This is a genomic window from Paramylibacter ulvae (assembly GCF_014652655.1).
GTDB lineage: Bacteria > Pseudomonadota > Alphaproteobacteria > Rhodobacterales > Rhodobacteraceae > Amylibacter > Amylibacter ulvae.
Window position 1 is genome coordinate 185,060 of record NZ_BMZF01000002.1, and the last position, 24,844, is coordinate 209,903.

Below are 24,844 nucleotides of genomic sequence, written 5' to 3' on the forward strand. Positions count from 1 at the left end.
TAGCTTTGTAATACAAGTTCAACAAAGTTTTGGAGGAAACATGGCACACGCACATTACCCACATTTGTTTGAACCCCTTGATCTTGGATTTGTCACATTACCCAATCGCGTCTTGATGGGATCAATGCACACTGGCCTAGAAGAAACGGGCGATTGGAATCGTGCGGCAAAATATTATGCTGATCGCGCCGCGGGTGGTGTCGCATTGATTGTCACTGGCGGCATGGCGCCAAACGAAGAGGGAGCGGTATTACCAGGTGCGGCGGGTCTTTATAACGACACCGACATTGCCAACCACAAAATCGTAACAGATGCAGTGCATGACGCGGGTGGTCGCATTGCGATGCAAATTTTGCATGCTGGGCGTTATGCTTATTCGCCAAAATGTGTTGCACCATCTGCGATCAAATCACCGATTTCACCTTTTCCACCAGCCGAGCTGGATAGCGATGGCATCGAAAAGCAAATCGCAGATATGGTCACGGCCGCAACTCAAGCCCAAAAAGCGGGTTATGACGGTGTCGAAGTCATGGGTTCAGAGGGTTATTTTCTGAACCAATTCTTGGTCACGCGCACAAACAAACGCACCGATGAATGGGGTGGATCATATGAAAATCGTATGCGCCTGCCCGTCGAAGTCGTCCGCCGTGTGCGCGAGGCAGTCGGCCCAAATTTCATCGTGATCTATCGCATATCCATGATTGATTTGGTTCCAGAAGGTTCCACATGGGAAGAGGTCGTTCAATTAGCCAAAGCCGTTGAAGACGCAGGTGCCACAATCCTGAATACTGGTATCGGTTGGCACGAGGCACGCATTCCAACAATCGCCACATCCGTACCACGGCGCGCATTCACATGGGTGACGAAAAAATTGATGGGGTCTGTGAATATCCCGATCATCACATCAAATCGCATCAACACACCAGGGGTTGCCGAAAACATTTTGGCAGATGGTAGCGCAAATATGGTGTCGATGGCGCGCCCATTTTTGGCGGATGCCGATTTTGTGGCAAAGGCCGACAAAGGCATTTCAAAACAAATCACGCCATGCATCGCATGTAACCAAGCCTGTCTGGATCACACGTTCAAAATGAAATTGACATCGTGCTTGGTGAACCCACGTGCATGTGCTGAAACAGAATTGGTTTACACACCAACAGACGCACCAAAATCCATTGCGATTATTGGTGCGGGGCCAGCGGGATTATCCACAGCGTTGGTGGCAACGGAACGTGGGCACAAGGTTACGATTTTCGATAAATCACCGGAAATTGGCGGCCAGTTGAACATGGCAAAAACCATCCCTGGTAAAGAAGAATTCAAAGGTTTGGTTGAATATTACAAACACCAGCTTGAACTGCACCAGATCAAGGTGAACCTGAATACAGAGGCCAATGTCGATAACCTGTCTGGTTTTGACGAGGTAATCGTTGCAACGGGCGTTACCCCACGCGATCCACAGATCGACGGCCAAGATAACCCCAAGGTTCTAAACTATATCGACGTGTTGCGCGGCAAGGCACATGTTGGCAAACGCGTGGCATTGATTGGCGCGGGCGGCATCGGATTTGATGTTGCTGAATATCTGGCACACCAAGGTGTCAGCCCCACAGAAGATTTGGAAGCGTGGAAACGCGAATGGGGTGTTGGCGATCCAGAGGACGATCGCGGCGGTCTGGCACCAGAGGGCGCACAACCCGAACCATCACCACGCACAATTTACCTGTTGCAGCGCAAGGCGCAAAAACTGGGTAAAAATCTTGGGCCGACAACGGGCTGGATTCACCGTTCTGCGTTGCGTATGAAACAGGTCGAAATGCTATCAGGTGTGAATTACGATGCGATTTCTGACCAAGGTTTGCACATCAGTTTTGGTGAAGACAGCACGGATGCGAAAATTTTGGATGTGGATACAATCGTTCTTTGCGCTGGGCAGGTTCCAAATCGCACATTGGCCGATCAACTGATCGAACAGGGTATCAATTGCCATGTCATTGGTGGTGCAGATGTCGCCGCCGAATTGGACGCAAAACGCGCCATCAAACAGGGTGCTGAATTGGCCGCCGCGATCTAGGCCAATTCATCCATAATCGACACCAGTGCCGATGTTATACCCGGTTCCGACAGCGAATGACCCGCTGTTGGAACCATTACCAACCTTGATGCTGGCCATGCCTCTGACAGGTTCATCGCCGATACGGGCGGGCAAATCATATCATATCGCCCTTGCACAATCGTTCCTGGAATATGCGCGATACGATCCATGTCACGCATGATTTTGTTATCCGCGTCCAAGAATCCTTTGTTAATAAAATAGTGATTCTCAATCCGCGCAAATGTTTTGGCGTACGCAGCAGGGGTCGTGCCCGAAATCGATCGTGGGTTTAAACAGGCAAGTGCCGTTTCCCATTCTGTCCAAGCCCGCGCGAATTTGATTTGTTCGACCTCGTCATCTCCAAATAATCGATCGTGAAACCCTTGCATGATATTGTCATGTTCGGATTCAGGGAGCGGTGTCAAAAATTGTTTCCATTCCTCAGGAAAAAATCGCGCCGCGCCGCCCGCATAAAACCAATCAAGTTCAGTTTGCGTCATCAAAAACACGCCGCGTAGCACCAAATGGCGCACACGATCAGGGTGCGTTTGTGCGTAAATCAACGACAATGTCGCGCCCCATGAACCGCCAAAAACAATCCACTGATCGATGCCTAATTTTTCACGGATCAACTCAATGTCGCGGATCAAATGCCATGTTGTATTCGCCTCAACCGATGCCGTTGGGCGGGAACGGCCACAGCCGCGTTGATCAAACAGAATAATGCGATACTGGTCGGGGTGAAAAAATCGCCTCATCCCTGGCGAACATCCACCACCTGGCCCACCATGCAGCACCACCACGGGGATACCATCAGGGTTACCGCATTCTTCCATGTAAATGGTGTGCCCCTCGCCGACATCTATCATTTCGTAATGATAGGGCTGAATTACGGGGTATGGTCGGCGGGCTGCGCCAATTTGACCTTCGGCATTTCGCATGTAGAACCTATATATGTATCGCAACGCCCATCGTGGGGCATTTCAAAAGGCAATGCAATGGCTGTAAATACAACAATCGATCCTGACGAAGTCGCCAAATTCGAGGCAATGGCCGCTGAATGGTGGGACACCGAGGGTAAATTCAAACCGTTGCATATGTTGAATCCAACGCGGCTGGATTACATCGTGGATCAAATCTGCGCCGAATTTAACCGCGATCCAACACAGCCAAAACCATTTGACGGCCTGCGATTGCTGGATATTGGTTGCGGTGGTGGATTGTTATCCGAACCCATGGCACGCCTTGGCGCCACGGTTGTTGGCGCGGATGCGGCGGCGGGAAACATCCCCGTGGCACAAATTCATGCTCGTCAATCAGGCCTTGAAATAGATTATCGCAATTGCACGGCTGAATCACTCGCGGCGGACGGTGAACAATTTGATATCGTTTTGAATATGGAGGTGGTCGAACATGTGTCCGATCCACTGGCATATTTAACCGCCTGTCAGGAATTATTAAAACCAGACGGATTGATGATTTGTTCAACCATCAATCGCAATCCAAAATCATTTTTGATGACAATCGTTGGTGCAGAATACATCATGCGCTGGTTGCCGAAGGGCACCCATGAATACGATAAATTCATCACACCAGATGAATTGGTTTCGCTGATCGAAGACGCTGGCTTGCAAAACGTCGATCGCAAGGGATTTGTGTTCAACCCGCTGACATGGGGATGGTCGATTTCTGATCGTGATTTATCGGTGAATTACGTCACCGCGAGCGTTAAGGCGGGTTAATCAAGCGCACCGCGCAGATCGCGCAAAAATGGCAGCGCTGCACGAACTTTTTCGTGCCCAACCTCATTCATAACCTTATCGAACACGGGTCGTACGGCGCGAATTGCATCAAGACGCGCCAACAATCCCGCATCGGATATCGCCACACGTTTGCGACGCGCATCATCCCAATCCGGGCGCACATGTATGTGTCCGTAGTTTTCAAGTTTCGTGAGCGTGTTTGTCATCGCACCCTTGGTCAAATGCAAAACACGCGCCAATTGTGCTGGTGATTTTTCGCTTGATTGATTGGCCAAAAAATTCAGTACCGTAAAATGCGACAGCTCCATCCCCTTAGGCAACGCCTTGGATAATCGTGCACGCATCATTTGTTCCGCCATCAAAATTTCAGAGAATAACGCAATGGCGATTGGGTCGGCTTCGGATGGGTCAGGCATGTTTTGGTTTCTTATACTCACGTTCATGTTGACGAATAGGCTAGCACCTGCCCGCACTGTCTAGCAAACAATGGTATAAATCCAAAACATTCATCTGTACCGGCGTTTTGGATTTAGGCGGATAACAACGCGTCAAGCTTTCCCGCGCGTTCCAACATATGCAAATCATCCGATCCGCCAACATGCAAATCATCAATAAAAATTTGCGGTACGGTTCGCCCGCCATTTGAACGCTGCATCATTTCAGCGCGTTTATCTGGATTTGAATGCACATTTATTTCTGTGAAATTCACACCCTTATTTGACAACAAGTTCTTCGCCGCGGAACAAAATCCACAAAGGTTGCCCGTATAGATCACGACATTTTTCATCTTGGTTTCTCCAATATTTCATATTGAATATAATCTTTTATTCGTCGCGTGCAACGCGTGCAAAAACAAGCGTATTCACAGTTGCGGCACCCGCTGAAATACACGTGTCGGCACAAACGGACATGGTGGCACCCGTGGTCATCACATCGTCAATGATCAGAACATTTTTATCACCAATCAATTCTGTAAAACGTGGATTCATTTCAATTGCCCCGCTTTGGTTTTCAATGCGCTCGACGCGTGACATGCCTTTTTGCATCTTGGTTTTTTTGTTTCTTATCAATAAATCAGGGACTGTTTGAATATTGGTGCGTTTTGCAATCTGGTTCGCCAATGCGGATGATTGGTTATATTTGCGGGAAAAAAGACGCGAGCGATGCAAGGGAACTGGAATAATGATATCGGTTTTACGTAACAACTCAGCGCCCGATTTGATCATCCATTCGCCCAATGGAATGACCACATCCAACCGATCACCATGTTTTAGCGCCAACACAATACGCCGCCCACCACCATCATACACCACGCTTGCACGCCCTTGAATCCAGGGCGGGGGTGAATGGGTGCAGGTATCGCAAATCAAAACATCGCCCATATCTTCGCCAATCAATGGTGTGCCACATGAATCACAGATTGCCCCGTCGATAAAATATGTATCACCCCAACAATTCGCACAAAGCCCCTGTTCCGCCTCGGTTTCCGCACCGCAAGACACACATAACGGTGGGTATGCAGCGCGTATCAAACCGTTGAACAGGTTTGCGAACATACCCTTTTCCTTTGGCGTGAGGGGCGTTAAATCGTTGCGAAGGGAGTCGTTCATGCAATCACCACCAAAATTATTTGATACCGACGCGTTGGCAATGCACCGACGTCGCGCCGAGTTGGGCGCCCAAGACGATTGGTTTTTGCACGACTATGCCATCGATGTGGTTCAAGAAAGACTGCAAGAGGTTAACAGAACCTTTACAGACACAGCAATTGTTGGGTGGCAGGGTGCGCAATGGAATGAAAAGCTAGGGCTATCTGCGGCGGTGGTACCAGATAATGAAACGCTCGATCTCGCGCAAAACAGTTGTGATTTGATCATTCACGCCCTGTCTTTGCATTGGTCAAACGATCCCGTTGGACAGTTGGTGCAAATGCGCCGCGCCTTGCGTCCAGATGGGTTAATGATTGCGGTGATGTTTGGCGGGCAAACATTACAAGAATTGCGCATTGCGTTTGCGCAGGCCGAAAGCCGCGTTTTGGGCGGGATCAGCCCCCACATCACCCCGATGGGCGAAATTCGCGATCTGGGTGGATTATTACAGCGCGCAGGATATGCGTTGCCTGTGGCCGATAGCATGGATGTAAATCTCAGCTATCAATCACCGCTGCAGTTGATGCACGAATTGCGTAATATGGGTGAAACGAATGTGCTGGAACAACGACAAAAGCGCATGATGCGCCGCGATGTTCTGGCCGCAATGTTGGATGAATATCAATCCGCATTTTCCACGCCTGATGGACGCGTGAATGCAACGATGGAATTTGTATTCCTGACAGGCTGGGCACATTCCGATACGCAACAAAAACCATTGCGTCCCGGTTCCGCTCAATCCCGATTGGCGCAAGCATTGGGTGTGGCAGAACGTAACCTTGATAACGACTGACCAATGCTATTTGGTCATTGAAACATTAACGATCAGCGAAAACATCTTATGCCAATCGAGACAAAAACAGACAGGCTTGCTTTTGCAGGCAAAGATCACCCCGCCATCAAACCCGCCAAAATTGGTGTGGTATTGGCCAATCTCGGCACGCCCGATGCTACCGATTATTGGTCGATGCGCCGCTACCTTGGGCAATTTTTGTCAGACAAGCGCGTTGTCGATACACCAAATTGGAAATGGCAGCCGATCTTGCAGTTGATTATCCTGTCCAAACGCCCGTTCAGCGCGGGCAAAGCGTATCAAAGCATATGGAACACCGACCGCAACGAAAGCCCATTGTTAACAATCACGCGCGATCAATGTGATGCGGTTTCAACAGAGATGGCCAAAATTTACGGCGACGATGTCATCGTTGATTTCGCCATGCGTTATGGCAATCCATCGGTTGAATCTGTGATCAACAAGATGCGCGATCAGGGTGTCGAAAAAATCGTGTTTTTCCCGCTGTATCCCCAATACGCGGCCCCCACAACAGCAACCGCGAATGACGAAGCGTTTCGCGCATTGATGAAGCTAAACTGGCAACCAGCCCTGCGCACGGTGCCTGCGTATTTTGATCATCCAAAATATATCAACGCGTTGAAAAATTCGGTGCAGGCAGCATATGAAAACCTTGCCGTGAAACCAGATTTATTGGTGGCCTCATATCACGGCATGCCAAAACGCTATTTGATGGAAGGCGACCCGTACCATTGCCATTGTCAAAAAACCACGCGCCTGTTGAAGGAGGCGCTGGGTTGGAGCGATGATAACATCACTACCACATTTCAATCCGTGTTCGGGCGCGAAGAATGGTTGGGGCCATACACAGTAGAACATGTCGCCGAGTTGGCGCGCCAAGGTAAGAAAAACATTGCAATAATATCACCAGCATTTTCCGCCGATTGCATCGAAACGCTCGAGGAAATCCAAGAAGAGATTCAAGATGCATTCAAAGAGGCGGGCGGCGAAACATTCACCTATATCCCGTGTCTGAATGACAATGCTGATCATGTGGGCATGATGTCGGACATCATTCGAAACGAATTGTCAGGCTGGATTTAATTTAAAGCCAATCGCGCATCACAGCAATCAATGGAATATCCGCCGCTGGCATTGGATAATCCTTAAGCGCGTTTGGTTTCACCCATGCCAATTTTTGGCCCTCTTGCGGGGTGACGATCCCATCCCATTTGCGACAGGCAAACACGGGCATCAGCAAGTGAAAATCATCATATGAATGACTGGCAAATGTCAGGGGCGCCAAACAAGACGCCCATGTATCGATGCCCAATTCTTCGTTCAACTCGCGGATCAATGCATCCTCTGGTTTTTCACCCGACTCCACCTTGCCCCCTGGAAATTCCCAAAGACCCGCCATTGATTTACCTTCGGGGCGCTGTGCCAATAACACGCGCCCATCGGTATCGATCAAGGCAACCGCAACAACCAGAACCGTTTTCATGAACGATAATCAGCGTTGATGGTGATATATTGATGTGTCAAATCACAGGTCCAAACGGTGGCGCGCCCATCACCAACACCAATGTCTGTAGTGATCGAAAGCTCCGCATTTTTCATGTAATCTGAACCCGCTTGCTCGGTATAGCTTTCTGCAACCCAACCTTTTTCGGCGACCAAAATATCACCAAACCAAATCGCCAACTTATCACGATCTGCGGGTTCACCAGATTTACCAACCGCCATCACAACACGACCCCAATTGGGATCTTGCCCCGCGATTGCGGTTTTCACCAGCGGTGAATTTGCAATCGCCAAACCGATCCTTTTGGCCGATGCATCGCTGTCCGCGCCCGTTACATTTACGGTCACGAATTTGGTCGCACCTTCGCCGTCTTTTACGACTAGATGCGCAAGCTCTAGCATCACATCACTCAAAGCCGCCGCAAAAGTTTTGGCATCATCACTTGTTAAATCGGTGATGCGCGGCGCACCGCTTTGGCCTGTTGCGGCAACCATCAAGCTGTCTGATGTTGAAGTGTCGCTATCAACTGTGATTGCATTAAACGATGTGTCGTTGATATTTGAAACCATCGCCTGCAGCACTGCTTGGTCGATATTGGCGTCGGTGAAAATATACACCAACATCGTCGCCATATCGGGTGCAATCATACCCGAACCCTTGGCAAAACCAGCAATGCGCACGGGTTTCCCACCCAGCGTGATTTCGCCACTTGCGCCTTTGGCAAAGGTATCCGTTGTCATGATCGCTTTGGCAGCGGCGCGCGCAGAATCTTTGGACAATGTGTCGCGCAGGGTTTCAATTTTCGCAACGATACGTTCATGGGGCAATGGCTGGCCAATAACCCCCGTTGATGCGGTGAACACACATTCAGGAATGGTGTTCATAATATCCGCCGTTGCCGTTGTGATTGCGTTTACGGAATCACGCCCAGCGCCACCCGTAAAGGCATTTGAATTGCCCGAATTCACCAAAATCGCGATTGGTTTGTCCGCGGGTAACGGTTTCGCCAGTTTTTCCTGACAATCCAAAACAGGGGCAGAGCGCGTGGATGATCGTGTGAACACCCCTGCAATCGCGCTGCCCGCTGTAATTTCCGCCAGCATCACATCATCGCGGTTTTGATATTTCACACCCGCCGCGATTGCGCTGAACCGAACACCCGCGATTACGGGTAAATCAGGAAAACCACCAACAGGGGCCAGTGGCGAAACCATCGGCGCAGTTGTTTTATGCGCCGCGACCTCTTTTTTCAATTTCTTGATTTTCTTTTTCAGCTTGGCGGCTTTGTTCTTTGCTTTTTGTGATGCCATTTGCGTTAAACCTTAATCGTCCAAAAAGGTGGAATTACGGATGAATGAATAATCATCTGACATTTCCAATTTATCAATCTCGCCTTCGGTTTCCAAACGCTTGATTTCGGCATCGATTGCTTTGCTGCGCAATGAATCTTCGAGTGATTCTTTCACTTCTTCCATTGTAGGGGCGGGTTTATTGCGCTTTTCGTTCAACTGAATTACGTGCCAGCCAAATTGCGTTTTGACAGGGGCTGATACACCGCCCACTTCCATTCCGGCAACGGCTTCTTCAAATTCAGGAACCATTTGACCCTGACCGAACCAACCCAGATCACCACCGTTTGGGCCACTAGGACCTGTTGATTTTTCCTTGGCCAATTCACCAAATTCGGCACCACCTTCAATTGCAGTAATCAATTCTTTGGCTGCCTCTTCGGTTTCGACCAAAATATGCGCGGCCTTGAATTCTGGTTCCTCTGGCAGATCGCCAAATTCGGCGTCATATTCCGCGGCCAATGCCTCTTCGGTAATTGCGGTATCACCCAGCGCATCCAATGCAACCGTTGCCAGCAACGCACGCTCTTCGTTTTCGCGCGCCAATTTCACACGCTTGCTGTCGATGTCAGCAGTTTCAGCCAATAGGGTTTGTTGAATCAATTGATCCAAGATGCCCTCAAACAGAACCTTATCCTCTAGCGCGGAATAGTTTGGCGGCAAACGATCAACCAATGTCACCACATGTGCGGCTGTAATTTTGGTGCCGTTCACGGTTGCCAACACCGTATCGCCATTGATGTCCTCGGCGAATGAAGGCGCGGCAACGCCCACGATCAAACCAAAAGTGGCAACAGTTTTTTGAATAAAGTTCATGCGTAGTCTCCAATAAAGCGTATTTCTGTCACGCAACTGTTAACCAAATTTGTTGCGCACCAGATGGGGCGAAGTTGACAGCACCGATTTCCCTGCTTACATGCCTTAATCGGCGTATTCGCGTATGGATCAAATGCTTTTGCATCTTCTTATGACCATTGGTCACGACGGGCAAGTGATAGCAATCAAGTTCCCTTCACGCTTGCGTTAAATTTTCAGGCTGGGAAACTGGCGTTCGACGAAAAAAACGGAGCAGCTATGCTTGGCTTTAGCACATTGTCAAAAAAAGTTTTTGGCACACATAATGATCGCACGATTAATTCGGTTCGCCCATTGGTGGATAAAATCAATGCCCTAGAGGATGATTTTGCGAAATTAACGGATGCTGGTATCGCTGCCAAAACCCAAGAATTCAGAGACCGCCTTGCAGGTGGTGAAAAGCTAGACGCATTATTGCCCGAGGCATTTGCAAATGCGCGAGAAGCAGCCAAACGCGCGCTTGGCTTACGCGCCTATGATACCCAACTTATGGGCGGTATCTTTTTGCACCAAGGTAACATCGCCGAAATGAAAACAGGCGAAGGTAAAACCCTTGTGGGTGTTTTCCCAGTTTATTTAAATGCGCTGACAGGTCGGGGTGTTCACGTTGTGACCGTGAACGATTATCTGGCAACGCGTGACGCGGAATGGATGGGCAAGGTTTATACCGCCCTTGGCATGACAACGGGTGTTGTTGTTCCCAACATGCCAGAACCCGACAAAATCGCGGCATATGCCGCCGATGTGACATATGCCACGAATAACGAGCTTGGCTTTGATTACTTGCGCGACAATATGAAATCTGATCTTACCCAAATGGCGCAACGCGATCACTATTTCGCGATTGTGGATGAGGTGGACAGTATCCTGATCGACGAAGCGCGGACACCTTTAATCATTTCTGGCCCCGCCGAGGATAATTCGGAACTTTATATCCAAATGGATAAATTGGTTCCCGAATTGACCGAGGAACATTACACGATTGACGAAAAATCACGTGCATCCAACCTGACGGACGAAGGCAATGATTTTGTTGAACAACGTTTGTTGGGGATGGGCGTGTTGCCAGAGGGTCAATCGCTGTATGATCCCGAAAGCACAACAATCGTTCACCACATCAACAACGCCCTGCGCGCGCATGTTTTGTTTAAGAAAGACAAAGATTACATCGTGCGTGACAACAAGGTTGTGTTGATCGACGAATTCACAGGCCGCATGATGGCGGGTCGTCGCCTGTCCGAAGGGTTGCATCAGGCAATCGAGGCCAAAGAAGGCGCAAAAATCGAGCCTGAAAACGTGACCTTGGCATCGGTGACATTCCAAAACTATTTCCGTTTGTACGACAAGTTGGCGGGCATGACAGGTACGGCACAAACCGAAGCCGAAGAATTTGCACAAATTTACGGGCTGGGCGTTGTCGAAGTTCCGACAAACCGTCCCATCGCACGTATTGACGAACACGATGCAATTTATCGCACCGCAATTGAAAAATACCGCGCGATTGTTTCCGAAATCGCGATTGCACATGCCAAAGGTCAGCCAACATTGGTGGGCACGACATCAATTGAAAAATCCGAATATCTGTCGGAAATGTTGTCCAATGCAAAAACATTGACAGAAATCGCAACGCGGCTTCGCCAAACGGCGAATAATTTCAAAAAGGATTCCGAAAAGGAATCTTTCTTGAACGGTGCCGAAGCGCTGGAAAAATTTGCCAAAAACAAAGATGGCATTCCCCATAATGTTTTAAACGCGCGTTTCCACGAACAAGAGGCACAGATCGTCGCCGATGCGGGTAAACCTGGGGCGGTAACAATCGCCACCAATATGGCGGGTCGCGGCACAGATATTCAATTGGGTGGTAACGTCGATATGGTCGTGAACGCCAAATTGACCGAACTGGGCGATGACGCAGATCCGGTGCAATTGCGCAAAGATGTCCAAGCAGACATTGCCAAAGATAAACAAACCGCGCTTGATGCGGGGGGACTGTTTGTTTTGGCAACGGAACGCCACGAAAGCCGACGGATCGATAATCAGCTACGCGGGCGTTCTGGGCGCCAGGGTGATCCGGGTCGCTCTGCATTTTATCTGTCGCTAGAGGATGACTTGATGCGCATCTTTGGTTCCGAACGGCTTGATTCCGTTCTGGGCAAACTTGGTATGGCCGAAGGCGAAGCAATCATTCACCCTTGGGTCAACAAATCGCTTGAAAAAGCACAGGCCAAGGTCGAGGGCCACAACTTTGACATTCGTAAACAATTGTTGAAATTCGACGATGTGATGAATGATCAACGTAAGGCAATTTTTGAACAACGCCTCGAAATCATGAAAGCCGAAGATTTATCCGAAATCGTCAAAGACATGCGCGACGAGGTAATCGACGATCTGGTCGATGAACATATCCCCGCAAAAGCATATGCCGATCAATGGAATGTCGAAGGATTGTATGGCAAGGTTCTAGAAATCCTTGGTCTCGACTTGCCCGTTGTAAAATGGGCCGCCGAAGAAGGCATCGATGACGAAGACATCCGCGAACGCCTGTCTGAAAAAGCAGACGAAGCAATGGCCGCAAAAACACGCGACATTGGCGGCGATCAAATGCGCCAAGCAGAAAAACATTTCTTGTTGCAAATCATTGATGGCAAATGGCGCGAACATCTGGTTACGCTGGAACATTTGCGTTCTGTTGTCGGCATGCGTGGCTACGCGCAGCGCGACCCGTTGAGCGAATATAAAACAGAAGCGTTCGAATTGTTTGAATCCATGCTTGATTCATTGCGCACCGATGTAACCCGCACATTGTCATTGATCCGCAAACCTACCGAAGAAGAACAACAGCAAATGATCATGGAACAAATGGCCGCCGCTGGTGTTGTGCCAAATGGTATGGATGATGCTGACGATGTCGATCAATCCGAATGGCCCGTTGTTGCGCGAAATGATCCGTGCCCATGCGGATCGGGTAAAAAATACAAACATTGCCACGGCAAACTGTAGCATGGGCACCTTCGGGTGCCTTTCCTACATTTGAACAACAGGTTTAGCTAAAATCGCATTTCGTGCTCGGTTTTGATTGATCAATTGTCAAACCTTGTGAATACCTGCGGCTATGAATTTATCAGTGTCCAAATTGTTGCGTGTTTTATCCATTTTTATGGCGCTCAATTATGTGGCCGCATTACCCGTGAACGCACAGGATGTTACGGTTTCAACCGAAAATAAATCCCTGTCGATCACAGGAAAAATCCTATTTTTTAATGACGAATATATTCGCCTGCAAACACCGCAAGGGCCGATAACGCTTCATGCTGATGGCTTGATGTGCGAGGGGTACAATTGCCCAAAACCCGAACAACGCCTTGCACGTATCGGTTTCGCTGGGCCGAGCAATTTGGTTTCCAGCTTTGTTCCTGAACTGGTGGACAGTACCGTCGCGCTTGGTGGTGAGAACGTAAAAATCAGTGAACCTGGCGATGATCCGATTGACGTCAGCCAAACACCCGCCTTGGAAATAACGCTGACAAATCGCGCCCTGACACCAGATCAACAAACAAGTGTGCGCCAACCGACATTGTTCATCGGGCAAACGCCGCACACACAAAATGAACATCGCCGATCTGTCATTGCAAACGAAGGTTTAGTTCCAATCGTTAATCCAACAAACCCCGTTGAATCAATCAGTGTGGAAATGGTGCGCAAAATCATGCGCGGACAGGTGACGAATTGGAAAAAGTTGGGAGGGCAGGATATTCCAATTTCGCTCCATCTACCCAAGCGGATTTTACAGTCTCAAACTGACTGGCCCCGAATGCTGTCCGATGCACAGCCCACGAAATCTGATACTCATCTGGTGATCAGTGAAACCATCGAACAGGTCGAAGACTTGGTTGATCAAGATGAAAATGCGATCGGGTTTATACCCTATTCCAGCATGAAAAATTCACAGGGATTGCCCATAACCACACAGTGCAATTTGATGTTTCATGCCGATTATTTCACCATCAAATCTGGTGAATATCCGCTGACATATCAATATCATTTGTTTCGCCCGGCAAAACGATTACCACGCACAGCACGCGCTTTTTTAGCTGAAATCTATTCCCCGATCAGCCAGAGCATTTTGGAAAAACAAGGGTATCTTAGCCTTTGGCCAACCGCGCGATCATTTTCATATCAAGGTGATCGGCTTGCATACGCATTGCAAAACATTTCCACCAAAGAAGGCTTAGGATATTTGCAAGATATGGTTGGCGCCCTCTCAAATGCGCGCCGCTTGTCCATGACGTTTCGGTTTGACTCAACGGGGCGCAAGCTGGATTTGGCGTCAACCGCACAAGCGCGGGTTTTACGTCAAGCAATTCAATCGGGGGTTTATGATGACCAACAACTGATTTTTGCAGGCTTTGCAGATAACCGTGGTGACCACGCCAGCAACCAAACATTGTCACTTGCGCGTGCCAATCAGGTGTTGCGCCAAGTTTTTACCGACACATTAATCGAAGACCTTGATCCAGATCGCGTCGCAGAAATGGCATTTGGTGAAATCGCACCCGTTGCTTGTAACGATACAGAACACGGCCAAGCATTGAATCGCCGCGTAGAATTATGGGTGCGTGATTAATCACAATAACCCCAAGGAATGAAAGCTCGCGTCGGATTCTTTGCCGATCACAATGTGATCGTGAAGCGTAATATTTAACGCCTGCAATGCATTTTCGATCCGCCGCGTCATATCAATATCTGCTTGGCTCGGTGATGGGTCGCCCGATGGGTGGTTATGCACCAAAATAATTGCGCTCGCGTTTAATTCCAACGCGCGTTTGGCGACCTCTCGTGGGTAAACAGGGACATGATCAACGGTGCCACGTTGCTGTTCTTCGTCGGCGATCAACGTGTTTTTACGATCCAAAAACAGAATACGAAATTGTTCCGTGTCACGATGTGCCATGACCGTTTTACAATATGCCATCAAGGCATCCCACGATGATAAAACATCCTGTCCCAATACCCGCGCCTGTGCCATGCGATGGCCCGCAGCCTCGATAATTTTTAATTCTTGCGCAACAGCGGGGCCGATCCCTTTGATTTTAGCAAGCCGCCCAATCGGTGCAGCCAGCACGCGATTAAAGTCGCCAAATTCCTTGATCAATTTATGCGCTAATGGTTTCACATCGCGCCGTGGTATTGCGCGAAACAGAATCAATTCCAAAATTTCATAATCGGGCATTGCCGCAGCGCCGCCCTTAAAAAATCGATCTCGCAACCGCGCGCGGTGGTTTTTGCGAAAATCTTCCACCACCATGGGTTTGCCCGTGAAAAGATCAGGTAAGGGTGATTCTTGAAAGCTATTGCGTTTACTGTCCATATGTTGACAGTGGCGCGACTTGGTTAACGAATGTTAAATCAATCCCAAGTCGGGTGAAATTTTCCCGCTGGTGACAGGGTAAAAATTTCAACGCCATCGGATGTCACACCAACCGAATGTTCAAATTGCGCAGACAGCGATTTATCGCGTGTTACCGCTGTCCAATCATCGGCCAGAATTTTGGTTTCTGGACGGCCAAGATTCAACATTGGTTCAATGGTGAAAAACATGCCCTCTTCCAGAACGGGGCCAGTGCCCCAGCGACCATAATGCAAAACGTTTGGCGCGGAATGGAACACGCGCCCCAAACCATGACCACAAAAATCACGCACAACCGAACAACGCTGCGCTTCTGCATAGGTTTGGATCGCGGCACCAATATCGCCAAATGTATTGCCAGGTTTCACCTGATCAATACCCAACATCAATGCGGTGTGTGTCACATCAATCAAGCGCTCTGCCTTTCGGCTCCGCTTGCCCGCGACATACATGCGAGAATTATCGCCAAACCAGCCGTCCAAAATAACAGTGACATCGATATTTAGAATATCACCTTCACGCAGTTTTTTATCCGATGGGATGCCGTGGCACACAACGTGGTTTATGGAAATACAGGTGGCGTGTTGATACCCGCGATACCCAATCGTTGCCGATTTTGCCCCCGCATCATTCACCATATCCTCAACGGCCTTATCAAGCGCGGCGGTGGTTACACCAACCTCGATCATCGGGGCGACGTTGTCCAAGATTTCGGCGGCCAAACGCCCAGCGCGGCGCATGCCTTCGAATTCTTCGGGGGAATGAATGGTAATGCCATCGACATTAATTCTGGGTTTGCTGATCACGTCATATGCCTGTTTTAATACTGATTGCATCCTTAGACCGAAATGCGGCCCGATGCCAAGGGTAGTCTTTTGCCGATGAAAACTTCGTTAGCGGACAGTACGGTATCGTAAATCAAAACATTCACTCCGCCGCCGCGCGCGTTTTCATAGGCCGCAAGATAGGTTGGGTCAATGTCGCCCGCCACGCGAAACGATGTCGCATCATCGCGCTGCACCAAATACAGGATTGTTGCGCGGTTCCCACTGGCAACCATATTTGCCAGCTCTGCCATATGTTTGGCCCCACGCACGGTCACGCTATCTGGAAATTCAACGATCCCTTTTTCACGCGACAACGTCACGCTTTTCACTTCTAGGTAATGATCAGGTTCATCGTTTGCTGACAACAAAAAATCCACCCGAGAATTTTCACCATATTTTACCTCGGCCTTAAAATGATCAAAGGTTAATTCTGGAATGGCGTTGTTCACCAACGCCTCTGCGATAATTTTGTTGGGCAGCGCCGTATCAACACCGATCAGCGTGCCATCCGACAGCTCTGCCAATTTCCAAGAATAGTTTAATTTTCGCTTTGGGTCGTCATTTGATTCAACCCAAACCTTGAGTCCGCTTGCGTTCATCCCTAGCATGGAACCAGGATTGGCCACATGCGCGGTTACGGCGCTGCCATCTGGCAATATTATGTCTGCCAAAAATCGCTTATATCTTCGCTCTAATATCGCGGGAACTAGGGGTCTGGTAAATTTCATGCTAGCAGATTTACGAATATGTTGAACAAAGGACAATACCAATGAAAAACCCTACCGCGGCGATGCTGGTGATTGGCGACGAAATTTTGTCGGGGCGCACACGCGATGCGAATATGCACCACTTGGCGGGCGAACTGACCAAGATTGGGATTAACCTGACAGAGGTGCGCGTGGTTGCGGATGAACCAGACGATATCGTGCGTGCCGTAAATGATCTGCGCGCACGCGTCACATATGTTTTCACCAGTGGCGGTATTGGACCAACGCATGATGACATCACCGCCGATTGTATTGCCGCCGCGTTTGGTGTTGGCATTGATGTGCGCGCAGACGCCCGCGCCGTATTGGCGATGAATTATGAAAATGGCGAGGCGGATCTAAACCCGGCACGATTGCGCATGGCACGCATCCCCGATGGCGCAACGCTGATTGATAATCCGGTGTCACGCGCCCCTGGGTTCAGCATTGAAAACGTCCATGTTATGGCGGGTGTGCCAAGCGTATTTACCGCAATGGTCGCATGGTTATTGCCACAATTGGAACATGGCGCGGCGGTCGTATCCGACAGTTATCGCGCTGACCTACCTGAAAGTGTGATCGCAGGGCCATTGGGTGAAATCGCAGATGCATTTGCCGATTTATCCGTTGGGTCATATCCGTTTTTTGAAGATGGAAAACACGGTGCAAATTTGGTTGTGCGCGGAACGGACGCATCATTGGTTGCACAAGCAATGGATCGTATCAAATCCGTATTCTCAGGGCGCATCGCATGAGCTGGACCAAACCCGATATTGAAACGCTCTATGATGCCATTGATGCAACATGGGCACCGTTTGAAATGCGCGAAGAAAACGGTTGGATCATCCGCGAGGGCCGTGGTGGCGGCAAACGTGTAAGCGCGGCCACCCAAACCGAGGCGAACGCAAGCATAGAAAACGCCGAACGTGCAATGGATGCATTGGAACAACAACGCATGTTCATGATCCGCGCAGGGTTTCCAACGCTGGAAATTCAACTGGCGCGGCGGCAGTATTCGATATTGGATGCGACATTGATTATGGCCTGTGAAACAACCAAAATCGCCGCAAAGCATCCCGTTGATATTTCGCAAGATCCGTCGAAAACACAGGCTGAAATTTGGGCCGCTGGTGGCGTCAATTCAGAACGGCTTGATGTCATGCGTCGCGTATCTGTGCCCAAGGCATGCCTGTCCATCCAAAACAAAGCCGCAGCATTTGCCGCCATTCATGATGGGGTGTGTATGGTGCATTGTGTCGAGGTGATTGAATCCATGCGCCGCCAAGGATTGGGAAAACAAATCATGCAAGCGGTGGCCGAATGGGCCGCGCAAAACAAAGCGCATACGGTTTGTATCCTTGTTGTCGCCGCAAATCATGGCGCTAAAACCATGTATGAAAAGATGGGATTGGTTGAAGTTGGCAAATACCATTATCGCATCAAGCGTTAAACCAACGGTTTTTCACTTATGTCAGTGGTGGCTAAACTTGCTGTGGGAAAGCCAACCATTTTTCCCAATTCTTCATCCCACAATTTCCAGCGGATACAGGATAATCCCTCAACCCAGCCAACTTTGACTGGGTTCAACATATGCGCGATGTCATTCTGACATTCTTGCAAACGGTATGATGGAATTCGCGCATTCAAATGATGTAAATCATGATATGCAATATTGGCGGTTGCCAAATCAAACACGCGGCCAAAATCCAAAATTGTTGTTCCCGTCAATGCAGCCGTTTGAAAATCCAAATTTGGGTGGCGTTCCCAATACGTATTTTCAAAATTATGCTGAACATAAGGAATTACAGATCCAGCCGTCGCACCAAAAATCGACGCCCAAAGCATGATATAAACGCCTTTGAACCCCAACAACAAATAAACCGCACCCCACAGACCCAACAACAACGCATTCGTTATCATCGCATCCAACACACCCGAACGATTAATGTTTTTGGGCCAGCGATAGCGAAAGAAAAATATTATGATTGGTCCAACCAAGAAAAGCGTAAAGGCGCTGCGATAAATGCGATATCCCATTCGTCGCACAGGTGTCGCTGCTTCATATTCCCCCACTGTCATTGTGTAAATTTCAGACGCATCACGTTCATCAAGATTTCCAATATGCGCATGATGTAGCCCGTGATTATATCGCAATGATCGAAACGGGGTCCATGTTATCCCAGACAATAACGTGCCAACAACATTGTTCGCCCGCGATCCATGAAAAAACGAATAATGTCCACAGTCATGTTGCAACATATAGAGACGGATAGTGCCAACACCGGTCAACAAAACAAACACGCTGCTTAAGAACCAATTGTTGTAAAACAAATAGGCGAGTGAAAACGATCCAACATAAAATGCAATGGTCAAAATTAATTCACGCGCTGCCCGTTTATTATCGGCATACGCGTATTTCTTGGTAAAATCCTTGATCTTCATTTGTACCTCAAATGTATCGCTTCAATAACCCCCACATGAAATCAGAATAATAATTAATGTAATAAATGACTTATGCCCAATCAGTCGCATCACTATCTTTAAAATACGTGGCCAAAAAATCAATACAGGCGCGTAATTTTGGCTGTGTGTATGTTGCAGGTTGGTATACAGCGTAAATTCCTGCTTCGAGCACGGGAAGCTGTTCTAACACCTGAACCAATGAACCATCCTTGAGCGCAGGGGACACCAAAAAGTTTGGCAGTATCGTTAAACCTATGCCTTCTTTGGCGGCGGTCAATAATGACAGGCCGTCATTAACGGCAAAATTTCCCGGTGTGCGAATTTGGCGTTCTTCTCCACTTGTCGCGGTAAGATTCCAAACCTGATTTACCGAACCTTGCGAATAATGCATCAAGCGATGCTCGGTTAATTCATCAATGGTGCGTGGCTCGCCGAATTTTTTAATATATTCAGGCGATGCAACAATATAAAAGCGTGCTGTGGCCAATTTGCGCGCCTTTAGCGAGCTATCAACCAACTTTCCGATGCGAATGGCCAAATCGATGTTGTCTTGAGTTAAATCGACAAACCGATTTGTAAGCTCCATATTCACCCGAATTTCCGGATATTGCGCCAAAAATGCACCCATCGCGCGTGAAATTTGATTGCCACCAAAATCCGTACTGGCAGAGATTTTTATCGTACCTTTTGGCGCAGATTGCATCGACTGCACCTGTTCATCCGCAAAACGCACGTCTTCCAAAATTTTCGATACTTTATCGTAATATTGCTGTCCGATTTCCGTTGGGCTTACGCGCCGCGTTGTGCGGTTTAACAGTGTCGCACCCAATCGGAATTCAAGTGCGGAAATATGTTTGGAAATCGCAGATTTTGAAATTTTCAGCTTTCGCGCCGCCTCTGTAAAGCCGCCGTTTTCAACGATGCTGGTAAAGGCTTGCATTTCGGTCAGATGGTCCACATTCGATCTTTCTGTTGGTAGTCACTCACGCTGCAACGCTAAATTTTTCGCACATCGGGCACAACCAATTCTTTGGCTTAATTTCCCGTAATGCGCCAATAAGGACCAAGGGGTGTTTCAACCCGCTCTAACCCTTTGCGTATGTCCACAGGCTCGTTCAATTCAAATAGGTTTTTCATATCTGATAGGATCGATTTATTATCGCCAAAATACGTATGCCCGAAGAAATCTGATTTAACATTGGACGCATCAATCAAATCAATGCCCTCCACAGGATTAAGCCCGTTTGATGCATCTCCAATGCGGATCAACCCATTAACCGTTTCGGACATGCGCAACGCTGTGTCGTTGTCAGACGCATAAAGTGTGACGGGGCGCGAAAGGGTGCGAAATTTTGGCGCTAACCGTTCTTTGAAAACCTTGGCATCAATGTCGGGTGCTGCCAAAACCACCGTTGTGATTTTCGCAGCTGCATCGGGATCTTCGACGATTAAATCGGCCAACCCTTGGGATAAAATCCGTGTCCCCATCGAATGCGCGATCACGATCACACGCTCTGCATCCTGCGCGGTGAGCTCGCCTAAAAACGCGGTCATATCCGTATATGTAATTTCCGCGACTTGGCTGTCATGAGTATATGCGCTGCCCAATGCTTTGGATGGCCAGCTAAAGAAAAACGTGGGGCCAGCAAACCCCAAATCATATTTTAACTGTCCGGTGCGGCGCGCGGCCTTTTCAAAACTGGTGTTGAATCCATGCACAAACGCTAAAATGGCACGATCATCCAATTGGCTCAGATCATCACGCACGCCTGCCATAACGGCCTCTTTGCCATCCTCGGCAATCCATTGCAGAACGACATGCTTTTCTTCGTCAAAGCCAAATATTTTTTCGATAAACCAATTGGGCGATTCGAGTTCGCCCATTTCGTGATCGCGTGGGATTGATACCTCTGCCACGCCGTAGCGTAAATCGCCGTCAAAATTTCCGTATTGGCTTGTTTGATCATCCGCGTCGCGTTGATCCTCTGGCACCAAATTCCGATTTGTTGCGTAATATAGTTGGACAATTGAACTGGTTTCTTCGGGATCAAGATTTGCTTCGACACTTGGTTCCATAACGACAATGGGTGGCTCTAGCGTCACAACTGGATCAGACATCGGTTCTGATGGTGCGCTCATTGGGAAATCATTCTTTGTCGCAGGTGCGGGCAGAGGGGGCGGTGGCATGCCGCCAGTGTTTGGTTCCGACGATATGTTTCCCGAAATTTCAGGTGCGCTTAGCTCTGACACAATCATCCACACGCCGACACAGATCACCGCAAGGATTGGAATTGCCAAAATCAACTTCAATCTGTTCATCACATGCTCAGCTTGTTTGTTTGATATACCTCACCCTAACCGCAACATTGCAAATCTGTCTAGAAAGGAACGCGTTTTCGAATCCGCTTGCAGTTTATGAACAATCCCCCTATATGCACATCAACAGCGGCAAGTTTGGCTTCCAACCCCAAGCTTCCATCGAAAATATCCGACGGGCCGCGCGCCCGTTTTTTTGTGCCCAGAATTTGGGAATGGTAGAATAATGTCAGATTTGATTGCAAAAGCAGCGATAGACAAACGCATGGCATCCATCGTGCAACCCATCGTCGAAGACATGGGTTACGAATTGGTGCGCATCCGATTGATGTCGGGTAAATCAACAACGCTTCAGGTTATGGCCGAACGCCCCGATGGCGGGATCGAGGTTGACGATTGCGCCAAGATCAGCACCGAACTCGGCGCGGTTTTGGATGTCGAAGACCCGATCGAAGCCGATTATGCGCTCGAAGTTTCAAGCCCTGGCATTGATCGCCCACTCACACGGCTTAAAGATTTTGAAATGTGGCAAGGCCACGAAGCCAAAATCGAAACAACAGAATTGATCGACGGCCAACGTCGTTTCAAGGGCATCCTGCGCGGTGTCGAAGGCAACGAAGTACTGATTGAAATCCAACAGGGTACAATCGGATTAGATTTTGAATGGCTGTCAGATGCCAAATTGGTTCTGACAGATGAATTGGTTGCGCAAACCCTTAAGGGGCGCAAAGACATTGTCGAAAGCGATTTCGATACGATTGAGACAGAAGAGGATTAATCCCATGGCTATCACCAGTGCAAACCGTTTGGAGCTGCTGCAAATTGCAGATTCTGTTGCGCGCGAAAAAATGATCGATCCCGATCTGGTTTTGCAAGCAATGGAAGAATCCTATGCCAAGGCTGCAAAATCAAAATATGGCGCCGATCTTGATATTCGTGCCAATATTGATCGCAAATCTGGCGAGCTTCAAATGACACGCGTGCGCGAAGTTGTGGAAGAAGTCGAAGATTTTTCAACACAGATGACCGTCGAAGAAGCCAAAGCGCATATCGACAACCCAGAAGTGGGCAGCCTCATTATCGACGAATTGCCACCAATGGATTTCGGTCGTATCGCTGCACAATCTGCGAAACAAGTTATCTTGCAAAAAGTACGCGAAGCAGAACGCGATCGCCAATACGAAGAATTCAAAGACCGCCAAGGAGAAATCATCAATGGTTTGGTCAAGCGTGTTGAATACGGCAATGTCATCGTTGACGTTGGCCGCGGAGAGGCAGTGTGCCGCCGCGATCAATTGATCAACCGCGAAATGTTCCGCAATGGCGACCGTATTCGTGCCTATATCAAAGAGGTACGTTCAGAAACACGCGGCCCACAAATTTTCCTTTCACGTACGGCGCCTGAATTCATGGCCGAACTGTTCAAAATGGAAGTGCCTGAAATTTACGATGGTATCATCGAAATCAAGGCGGTTGCCCGCGATCCAGGTTCACGCGCAAAAATCGGTGTTATTTCATATGACAACTCCATCGATCCAGTGGGTGCCTGTGTGGGTATGCGCGGTTCACGCGTACAAGCCGTTGTAAACGAATTGCAGGGCGAAAAAATCGACATCATTCCATGGAATGAAGATGCGCCAACATTCTTGGTCAACGCATTGCAACCTGCCGAAGTAACCAAAGTTGTTTTGGATGACGACGCTGAACGCATCGAGGTTGTTGTACCAGACGAACAATTGTCATTGGCAATTGGCCGTCGTGGTCAAAACGTACGTCTTGCATCACAGTTGACTGGTTTGGATATTGATATTCTGACGGAAGCGGATGAATCAGAACGCCGCCAAAAAGAATTCGAAGTACGTTCCAAATTGTTCATGGACACAATGAACGTCGACGAAGTTGTCGCACAGTTGTTGGTATCCGAAGGTTTCGCATCACTGGAAGAAGTTGCATATGTTGAAATCGACGAACTGTTGGTGATCGAAGGGTTCGACCAAGATACCGCAGAAGAATTGCAAGCGCGTGCCCGTGAAAGCTTGGACGAATTGAACGCCAAAGCAATTGCAGAAGCACGCGAAATGGGTGTGGAACAATCATTGATCGACTTTGAAGGTCTATCACCACAAATGTTGGTCGCACTTGGTAATGACGGTGTGAAAACTGTCGAAGAATTCGCAACCTGTGCCGATTGGGAATTGGCCGGTGGTTTCACAACCATCAACGGTGAACGTCACAAGGATGACGGCATCTTGGAACAGCTCGATGTAAATCTGGAAGAAGCCCAAGAATTGATTATGGCTGCACGCCTGCAACTTGGTTGGGTCACAGAAGAACAACTGGCCGAGGATGCCGCCACTGACGAAGAAGATGGCGAAGGCGAAACTTCAGAGGAGACTGAAGCCTGATTTTTCAGGCTTCGGTAACGCCCTATGGGACGTGGTGCTCGGACACATAAAACACCAGAACAGACGCGGCGCTGTATAAGCACCGCGGCTGATCTGCCTAAATCGGAAATGATCCGATTTGTATTGTCACCCGATGGTGTGGTGACACCCGATCTGGCAGAACGGTTGCCTGGACGCGGCATTTGGGTATCTGCGAAACGCGACGCGTTGCAAAAGGCAGTTGACAAAAAATTGTTCTCGCGCGGCGCAAAAGCACAAGCAACAGTTCCTGAAAACCTGCTATCATTGGTGGATCAACTGTTGGCAAAGCGTATTGCAGATCTTATATCATTGGCACGGCGCAGCGGTGATGCAATGATGGGTTTTGAAACCGTCAAGGGTGCGCTGGTATCAGGCAAAGCACGGGTTTTAATCCAAGCATTTGATGGCTCTGATGGCCAGAAACAGAAATTACGCCCACCCGAAGGGCGATATACTTACATCTCTTGTCTGACTTCCCCCGAATTGGGTTTGGCATTTGGACGAGACTATGCGATACACGCGGCGCTAACAGGCAGAGGACTCAGTAAACGAGTTGTCGCCGATGCAATTCGCCTCGCAGGTATCCGCGCTAGCGATAAATCAGGTGAAAGCTGAATTTTTTCAGCATTG

24 protein-coding genes are annotated in these 24,844 nt (G+C 48.8%); 11 read left to right on the forward strand and 13 right to left on the reverse strand.

The genetic code is table 11. The annotated features are described in order from the left end of the window. The first annotated feature begins 40 nt into the window (after positions 1-40). A complete protein-coding gene (locus IE094_RS05665) occupies positions 41-2,074 on the forward strand; it encodes an NADPH-dependent 2,4-dienoyl-CoA reductase (RefSeq protein WP_189639613.1) in 2,034 nt (677 codons plus the stop codon). Here IE094_RS05665 and pip read toward each other — a convergent pair. After that, complete coding sequence (pip, locus tag IE094_RS05670) at positions 2,071-3,036, reverse strand: prolyl aminopeptidase (protein ID WP_189639614.1); 966 nt, start codon at positions 3,034-3,036, stop codon at positions 2,071-2,073. The genes IE094_RS05665 and pip overlap by 4 nt on opposite strands. A gap of 57 nt (positions 3,037-3,093) precedes the next feature. Here pip and ubiG point away from each other — a divergent pair, with 57 nt between their 5' ends. Then, on the forward strand, positions 3,094-3,837 hold the full coding sequence (gene ubiG / locus IE094_RS05675; RefSeq protein ID WP_189639615.1) for a bifunctional 2-polyprenyl-6-hydroxyphenol methylase/3-demethylubiquinol 3-O-methyltransferase UbiG: 744 nt from the start codon (positions 3,094-3,096) through the stop codon (positions 3,835-3,837). Here the strand turns inward: ubiG and IE094_RS05680 are convergent. The 3 genes from IE094_RS05680 to IE094_RS05690 form a co-directional block, all read right to left on the reverse strand. Continuing rightward, positions 3,834-4,274, reverse strand: a complete 441-nt coding sequence (locus IE094_RS05680) for a MarR family winged helix-turn-helix transcriptional regulator (protein ID WP_189639616.1) — start codon at positions 4,272-4,274, stop codon at positions 3,834-3,836. The genes ubiG and IE094_RS05680 overlap by 4 nt on opposite strands. A 113-nt stretch (positions 4,275-4,387) precedes the next feature. Continuing rightward, positions 4,388-4,645, reverse strand: coding sequence for a glutaredoxin 3 (gene grxC / locus IE094_RS05685; RefSeq protein ID WP_189639617.1), 258 nt, complete (start codon positions 4,643-4,645; stop codon positions 4,388-4,390). A gap of 37 nt (positions 4,646-4,682) precedes the next feature. Further along, complete coding sequence (locus IE094_RS05690; protein ID WP_189639618.1) at positions 4,683-5,468, reverse strand: ComF family protein; 786 nt, start codon at positions 5,466-5,468, stop codon at positions 4,683-4,685. Between IE094_RS05690 and IE094_RS05695 the strand changes: the two genes are divergently transcribed. Continuing rightward, complete coding sequence (locus IE094_RS05695; RefSeq protein WP_189639619.1) at positions 5,467-6,300, forward strand: methyltransferase domain-containing protein; 834 nt, start codon at positions 5,467-5,469, stop codon at positions 6,298-6,300. The genes IE094_RS05690 and IE094_RS05695 overlap by 2 nt on opposite strands. Positions 6,301-6,348: 48 nt before the next feature. Continuing rightward, positions 6,349-7,404: a ferrochelatase gene (gene hemH / locus IE094_RS05700; protein WP_189639620.1), complete on the forward strand. Its 1,056-nt coding sequence runs from the start codon at positions 6,349-6,351 to the stop codon at positions 7,402-7,404. Between the two features lies 1 nt (position 7,405). Here hemH and IE094_RS05705 read toward each other — a convergent pair whose 3' ends face one another. The 3 genes from IE094_RS05705 to IE094_RS05715 are packed head-to-tail and all read right to left on the reverse strand — an operon-like array spanning position 7,406 to position 9,990. Next, positions 7,406-7,804 (reverse strand): (deoxy)nucleoside triphosphate pyrophosphohydrolase, encoded by a 399-nt coding sequence (locus tag IE094_RS05705; RefSeq protein ID WP_189639621.1) that lies wholly within the window; start codon positions 7,802-7,804, stop codon positions 7,406-7,408. Beyond that, positions 7,801-9,135 (reverse strand): bifunctional glutamate N-acetyltransferase/amino-acid acetyltransferase ArgJ, encoded by a 1,335-nt coding sequence (argJ, locus tag IE094_RS05710; protein WP_189639622.1) that lies wholly within the window; start codon positions 9,133-9,135, stop codon positions 7,801-7,803. The genes IE094_RS05705 and argJ overlap by 4 nt, the downstream gene beginning before the upstream one ends. A 12-nt stretch (positions 9,136-9,147) precedes the next feature. After that, the gene (locus IE094_RS05715; RefSeq protein ID WP_189639623.1) at positions 9,148-9,990 is read right to left on the reverse strand and encodes a peptidylprolyl isomerase; all 843 of its coding nucleotides are present in this window, start codon (positions 9,988-9,990) and stop codon (positions 9,148-9,150) included. Between the two features lie 258 nt (positions 9,991-10,248). Here IE094_RS05715 and secA point away from each other — a divergent pair, with 258 nt between their 5' ends. Together secA and IE094_RS05725 are read left to right on the forward strand one after the other, a co-directional pair. Then, positions 10,249-13,029 carry a preprotein translocase subunit SecA gene (gene secA / locus IE094_RS05720; RefSeq protein WP_189639624.1) on the forward strand — a complete coding sequence of 927 codons (2,781 nt, stop codon included), beginning with the start codon at positions 10,249-10,251 and terminating at the stop codon, positions 13,027-13,029. Positions 13,030-13,141: 112 nt separating this feature from the next. After that, on the forward strand, positions 13,142-14,653 hold the full coding sequence (locus tag IE094_RS05725) for a substrate-binding domain-containing protein (RefSeq protein ID WP_229802081.1): 1,512 nt from the start codon (positions 13,142-13,144) through the stop codon (positions 14,651-14,653). Here the strand turns inward: IE094_RS05725 and radC are convergent, their stop codons facing one another. Genes radC through sfsA form a run of 3 tightly spaced genes read right to left on the reverse strand, consistent with a single transcriptional unit; the run spans position 14,654 to position 16,991 of the window. Continuing rightward, on the reverse strand, positions 14,654-15,397 hold the full coding sequence (gene radC, locus IE094_RS05730) for a RadC family protein (RefSeq protein WP_189639626.1): 744 nt from the start codon (positions 15,395-15,397) through the stop codon (positions 14,654-14,656). A 38-nt stretch (positions 15,398-15,435) separates the two neighbouring features. Further along, positions 15,436-16,272 (reverse strand): type I methionyl aminopeptidase, encoded by an 837-nt coding sequence (gene map / locus IE094_RS05735; protein WP_189639627.1) that lies wholly within the window; start codon positions 16,270-16,272, stop codon positions 15,436-15,438. 2 nt (positions 16,273-16,274) lie between these two features. Next, positions 16,275-16,991, reverse strand: a complete 717-nt coding sequence (gene sfsA / locus IE094_RS05740) for a DNA/RNA nuclease SfsA (RefSeq protein WP_189639628.1) — start codon at positions 16,989-16,991, stop codon at positions 16,275-16,277. Positions 16,992-17,032: 41 nt separating this feature from the next. Between sfsA and IE094_RS05745 the strand changes: the two genes are divergently transcribed. After that, complete coding sequence (locus tag IE094_RS05745; RefSeq protein ID WP_189639629.1) at positions 17,033-17,764, forward strand: competence/damage-inducible protein A; 732 nt, start codon at positions 17,033-17,035, stop codon at positions 17,762-17,764. Further along, complete coding sequence (locus IE094_RS05750; RefSeq protein ID WP_189639630.1) at positions 17,761-18,459, forward strand: GNAT family N-acetyltransferase; 699 nt, start codon at positions 17,761-17,763, stop codon at positions 18,457-18,459. Before IE094_RS05745 ends, IE094_RS05750 begins: the two co-directional genes overlap by 4 nt. On the opposite strand, the gene IE094_RS05755 is transcribed toward IE094_RS05750, so the two are convergent. The 3 genes from IE094_RS05755 to IE094_RS05765 all read right to left on the reverse strand — a co-directional run bounded on the left by IE094_RS05755 (position 18,456) and on the right by IE094_RS05765 (position 21,791). Beyond that, on the reverse strand, positions 18,456-19,451 hold the full coding sequence (locus tag IE094_RS05755; protein ID WP_189639631.1) for a fatty acid desaturase: 996 nt from the start codon (positions 19,449-19,451) through the stop codon (positions 18,456-18,458). The genes IE094_RS05750 and IE094_RS05755 overlap by 4 nt on opposite strands. Positions 19,452-19,521: 70 nt before the next feature. Beyond that, complete coding sequence (locus IE094_RS05760) at positions 19,522-20,430, reverse strand: LysR family transcriptional regulator (protein WP_189639632.1); 909 nt, start codon at positions 20,428-20,430, stop codon at positions 19,522-19,524. Positions 20,431-20,507: 77 nt separating this feature from the next. Then, positions 20,508-21,791 (reverse strand): alpha/beta hydrolase, encoded by a 1,284-nt coding sequence (locus IE094_RS05765; RefSeq protein WP_189639633.1) that lies wholly within the window; start codon positions 21,789-21,791, stop codon positions 20,508-20,510. A gap of 223 nt (positions 21,792-22,014) precedes the next feature. Between IE094_RS05765 and rimP the strand changes: the two genes are divergently transcribed. Genes rimP through IE094_RS05780 form a run of 3 tightly spaced genes read left to right on the forward strand, consistent with a single transcriptional unit; the run spans position 22,015 to position 24,829 of the window. Next, positions 22,015-22,566, forward strand: a complete 552-nt coding sequence (gene rimP, locus IE094_RS05770; protein ID WP_189639634.1) for a ribosome maturation factor RimP — start codon at positions 22,015-22,017, stop codon at positions 22,564-22,566. A 4-nt stretch (positions 22,567-22,570) separates the two neighbouring features. After that, positions 22,571-24,193: a transcription termination factor NusA gene (nusA, locus tag IE094_RS05775; protein ID WP_189639635.1), complete on the forward strand. Its 1,623-nt coding sequence runs from the start codon at positions 22,571-22,573 to the stop codon at positions 24,191-24,193. Between the two features lie 24 nt (positions 24,194-24,217). After that, positions 24,218-24,829 (forward strand): RNA-binding protein, encoded by a 612-nt coding sequence (locus IE094_RS05780; RefSeq protein ID WP_189639636.1) that lies wholly within the window; start codon positions 24,218-24,220, stop codon positions 24,827-24,829. Positions 24,830-24,844: the final 15 nt, after the last annotated feature.

Excerpts from the sequence above, each read along its gene's own strand:
- IE094_RS05665 (WP_189639613.1), top strand. The coding sequence starts at position 41 with ATGGCACACGCACATTACCCACATTTGTTTGAACCCCTTGATCTTGGA.
- pip (WP_189639614.1), bottom strand. The coding sequence starts at position 3,036 with ATGCGAAATGCCGAAGGTCAAATTGGCGCAGCCCGCCGACCATACCCC.
- ubiG (WP_189639615.1), top strand. The coding sequence starts at position 3,094 with ATGGCTGTAAATACAACAATCGATCCTGACGAAGTCGCCAAATTCGAG.
- IE094_RS05680 (WP_189639616.1), bottom strand. The coding sequence starts at position 4,274 with ATGCCTGACCCATCCGAAGCCGACCCAATCGCCATTGCGTTATTCTCT.
- grxC (WP_189639617.1), bottom strand. The coding sequence starts at position 4,645 with ATGAAAAATGTCGTGATCTATACGGGCAACCTTTGTGGATTTTGTTCC.
- IE094_RS05695 (WP_189639619.1), top strand. The coding sequence starts at position 5,467 with ATGCAATCACCACCAAAATTATTTGATACCGACGCGTTGGCAATGCAC.
- IE094_RS05690 (WP_189639618.1), bottom strand. The coding sequence starts at position 5,468 with ATGAACGACTCCCTTCGCAACGATTTAACGCCCCTCACGCCAAAGGAA.
- hemH (WP_189639620.1), top strand. The coding sequence starts at position 6,349 with ATGCCAATCGAGACAAAAACAGACAGGCTTGCTTTTGCAGGCAAAGAT.
- IE094_RS05705 (WP_189639621.1), bottom strand. The coding sequence starts at position 7,804 with ATGAAAACGGTTCTGGTTGTTGCGGTTGCCTTGATCGATACCGATGGG.
- argJ (WP_189639622.1), bottom strand. The coding sequence starts at position 9,135 with ATGGCATCACAAAAAGCAAAGAACAAAGCCGCCAAGCTGAAAAAGAAA.
- IE094_RS05715 (WP_189639623.1), bottom strand. The coding sequence starts at position 9,990 with ATGAACTTTATTCAAAAAACTGTTGCCACTTTTGGTTTGATCGTGGGC.
- secA (WP_189639624.1), top strand. The coding sequence starts at position 10,249 with ATGCTTGGCTTTAGCACATTGTCAAAAAAAGTTTTTGGCACACATAAT.
- IE094_RS05725 (WP_229802081.1), top strand. The coding sequence starts at position 13,142 with ATGAATTTATCAGTGTCCAAATTGTTGCGTGTTTTATCCATTTTTATG.
- radC (WP_189639626.1), bottom strand. The coding sequence starts at position 15,397 with ATGGACAGTAAACGCAATAGCTTTCAAGAATCACCCTTACCTGATCTT.
- map (WP_189639627.1), bottom strand. The coding sequence starts at position 16,272 with ATGCAATCAGTATTAAAACAGGCATATGACGTGATCAGCAAACCCAGA.
- sfsA (WP_189639628.1), bottom strand. The coding sequence starts at position 16,991 with ATGAAATTTACCAGACCCCTAGTTCCCGCGATATTAGAGCGAAGATAT.
- IE094_RS05745 (WP_189639629.1), top strand. The coding sequence starts at position 17,033 with ATGAAAAACCCTACCGCGGCGATGCTGGTGATTGGCGACGAAATTTTG.
- IE094_RS05750 (WP_189639630.1), top strand. The coding sequence starts at position 17,761 with ATGAGCTGGACCAAACCCGATATTGAAACGCTCTATGATGCCATTGAT.
- IE094_RS05755 (WP_189639631.1), bottom strand. The coding sequence starts at position 19,451 with ATGAAGATCAAGGATTTTACCAAGAAATACGCGTATGCCGATAATAAA.
- IE094_RS05765 (WP_189639633.1), bottom strand. The coding sequence starts at position 21,791 with ATGAACAGATTGAAGTTGATTTTGGCAATTCCAATCCTTGCGGTGATC.
- rimP (WP_189639634.1), top strand. The coding sequence starts at position 22,015 with ATGTCAGATTTGATTGCAAAAGCAGCGATAGACAAACGCATGGCATCC.
- nusA (WP_189639635.1), top strand. The coding sequence starts at position 22,571 with ATGGCTATCACCAGTGCAAACCGTTTGGAGCTGCTGCAAATTGCAGAT.
- IE094_RS05780 (WP_189639636.1), top strand. The coding sequence starts at position 24,218 with ATGGGACGTGGTGCTCGGACACATAAAACACCAGAACAGACGCGGCGC.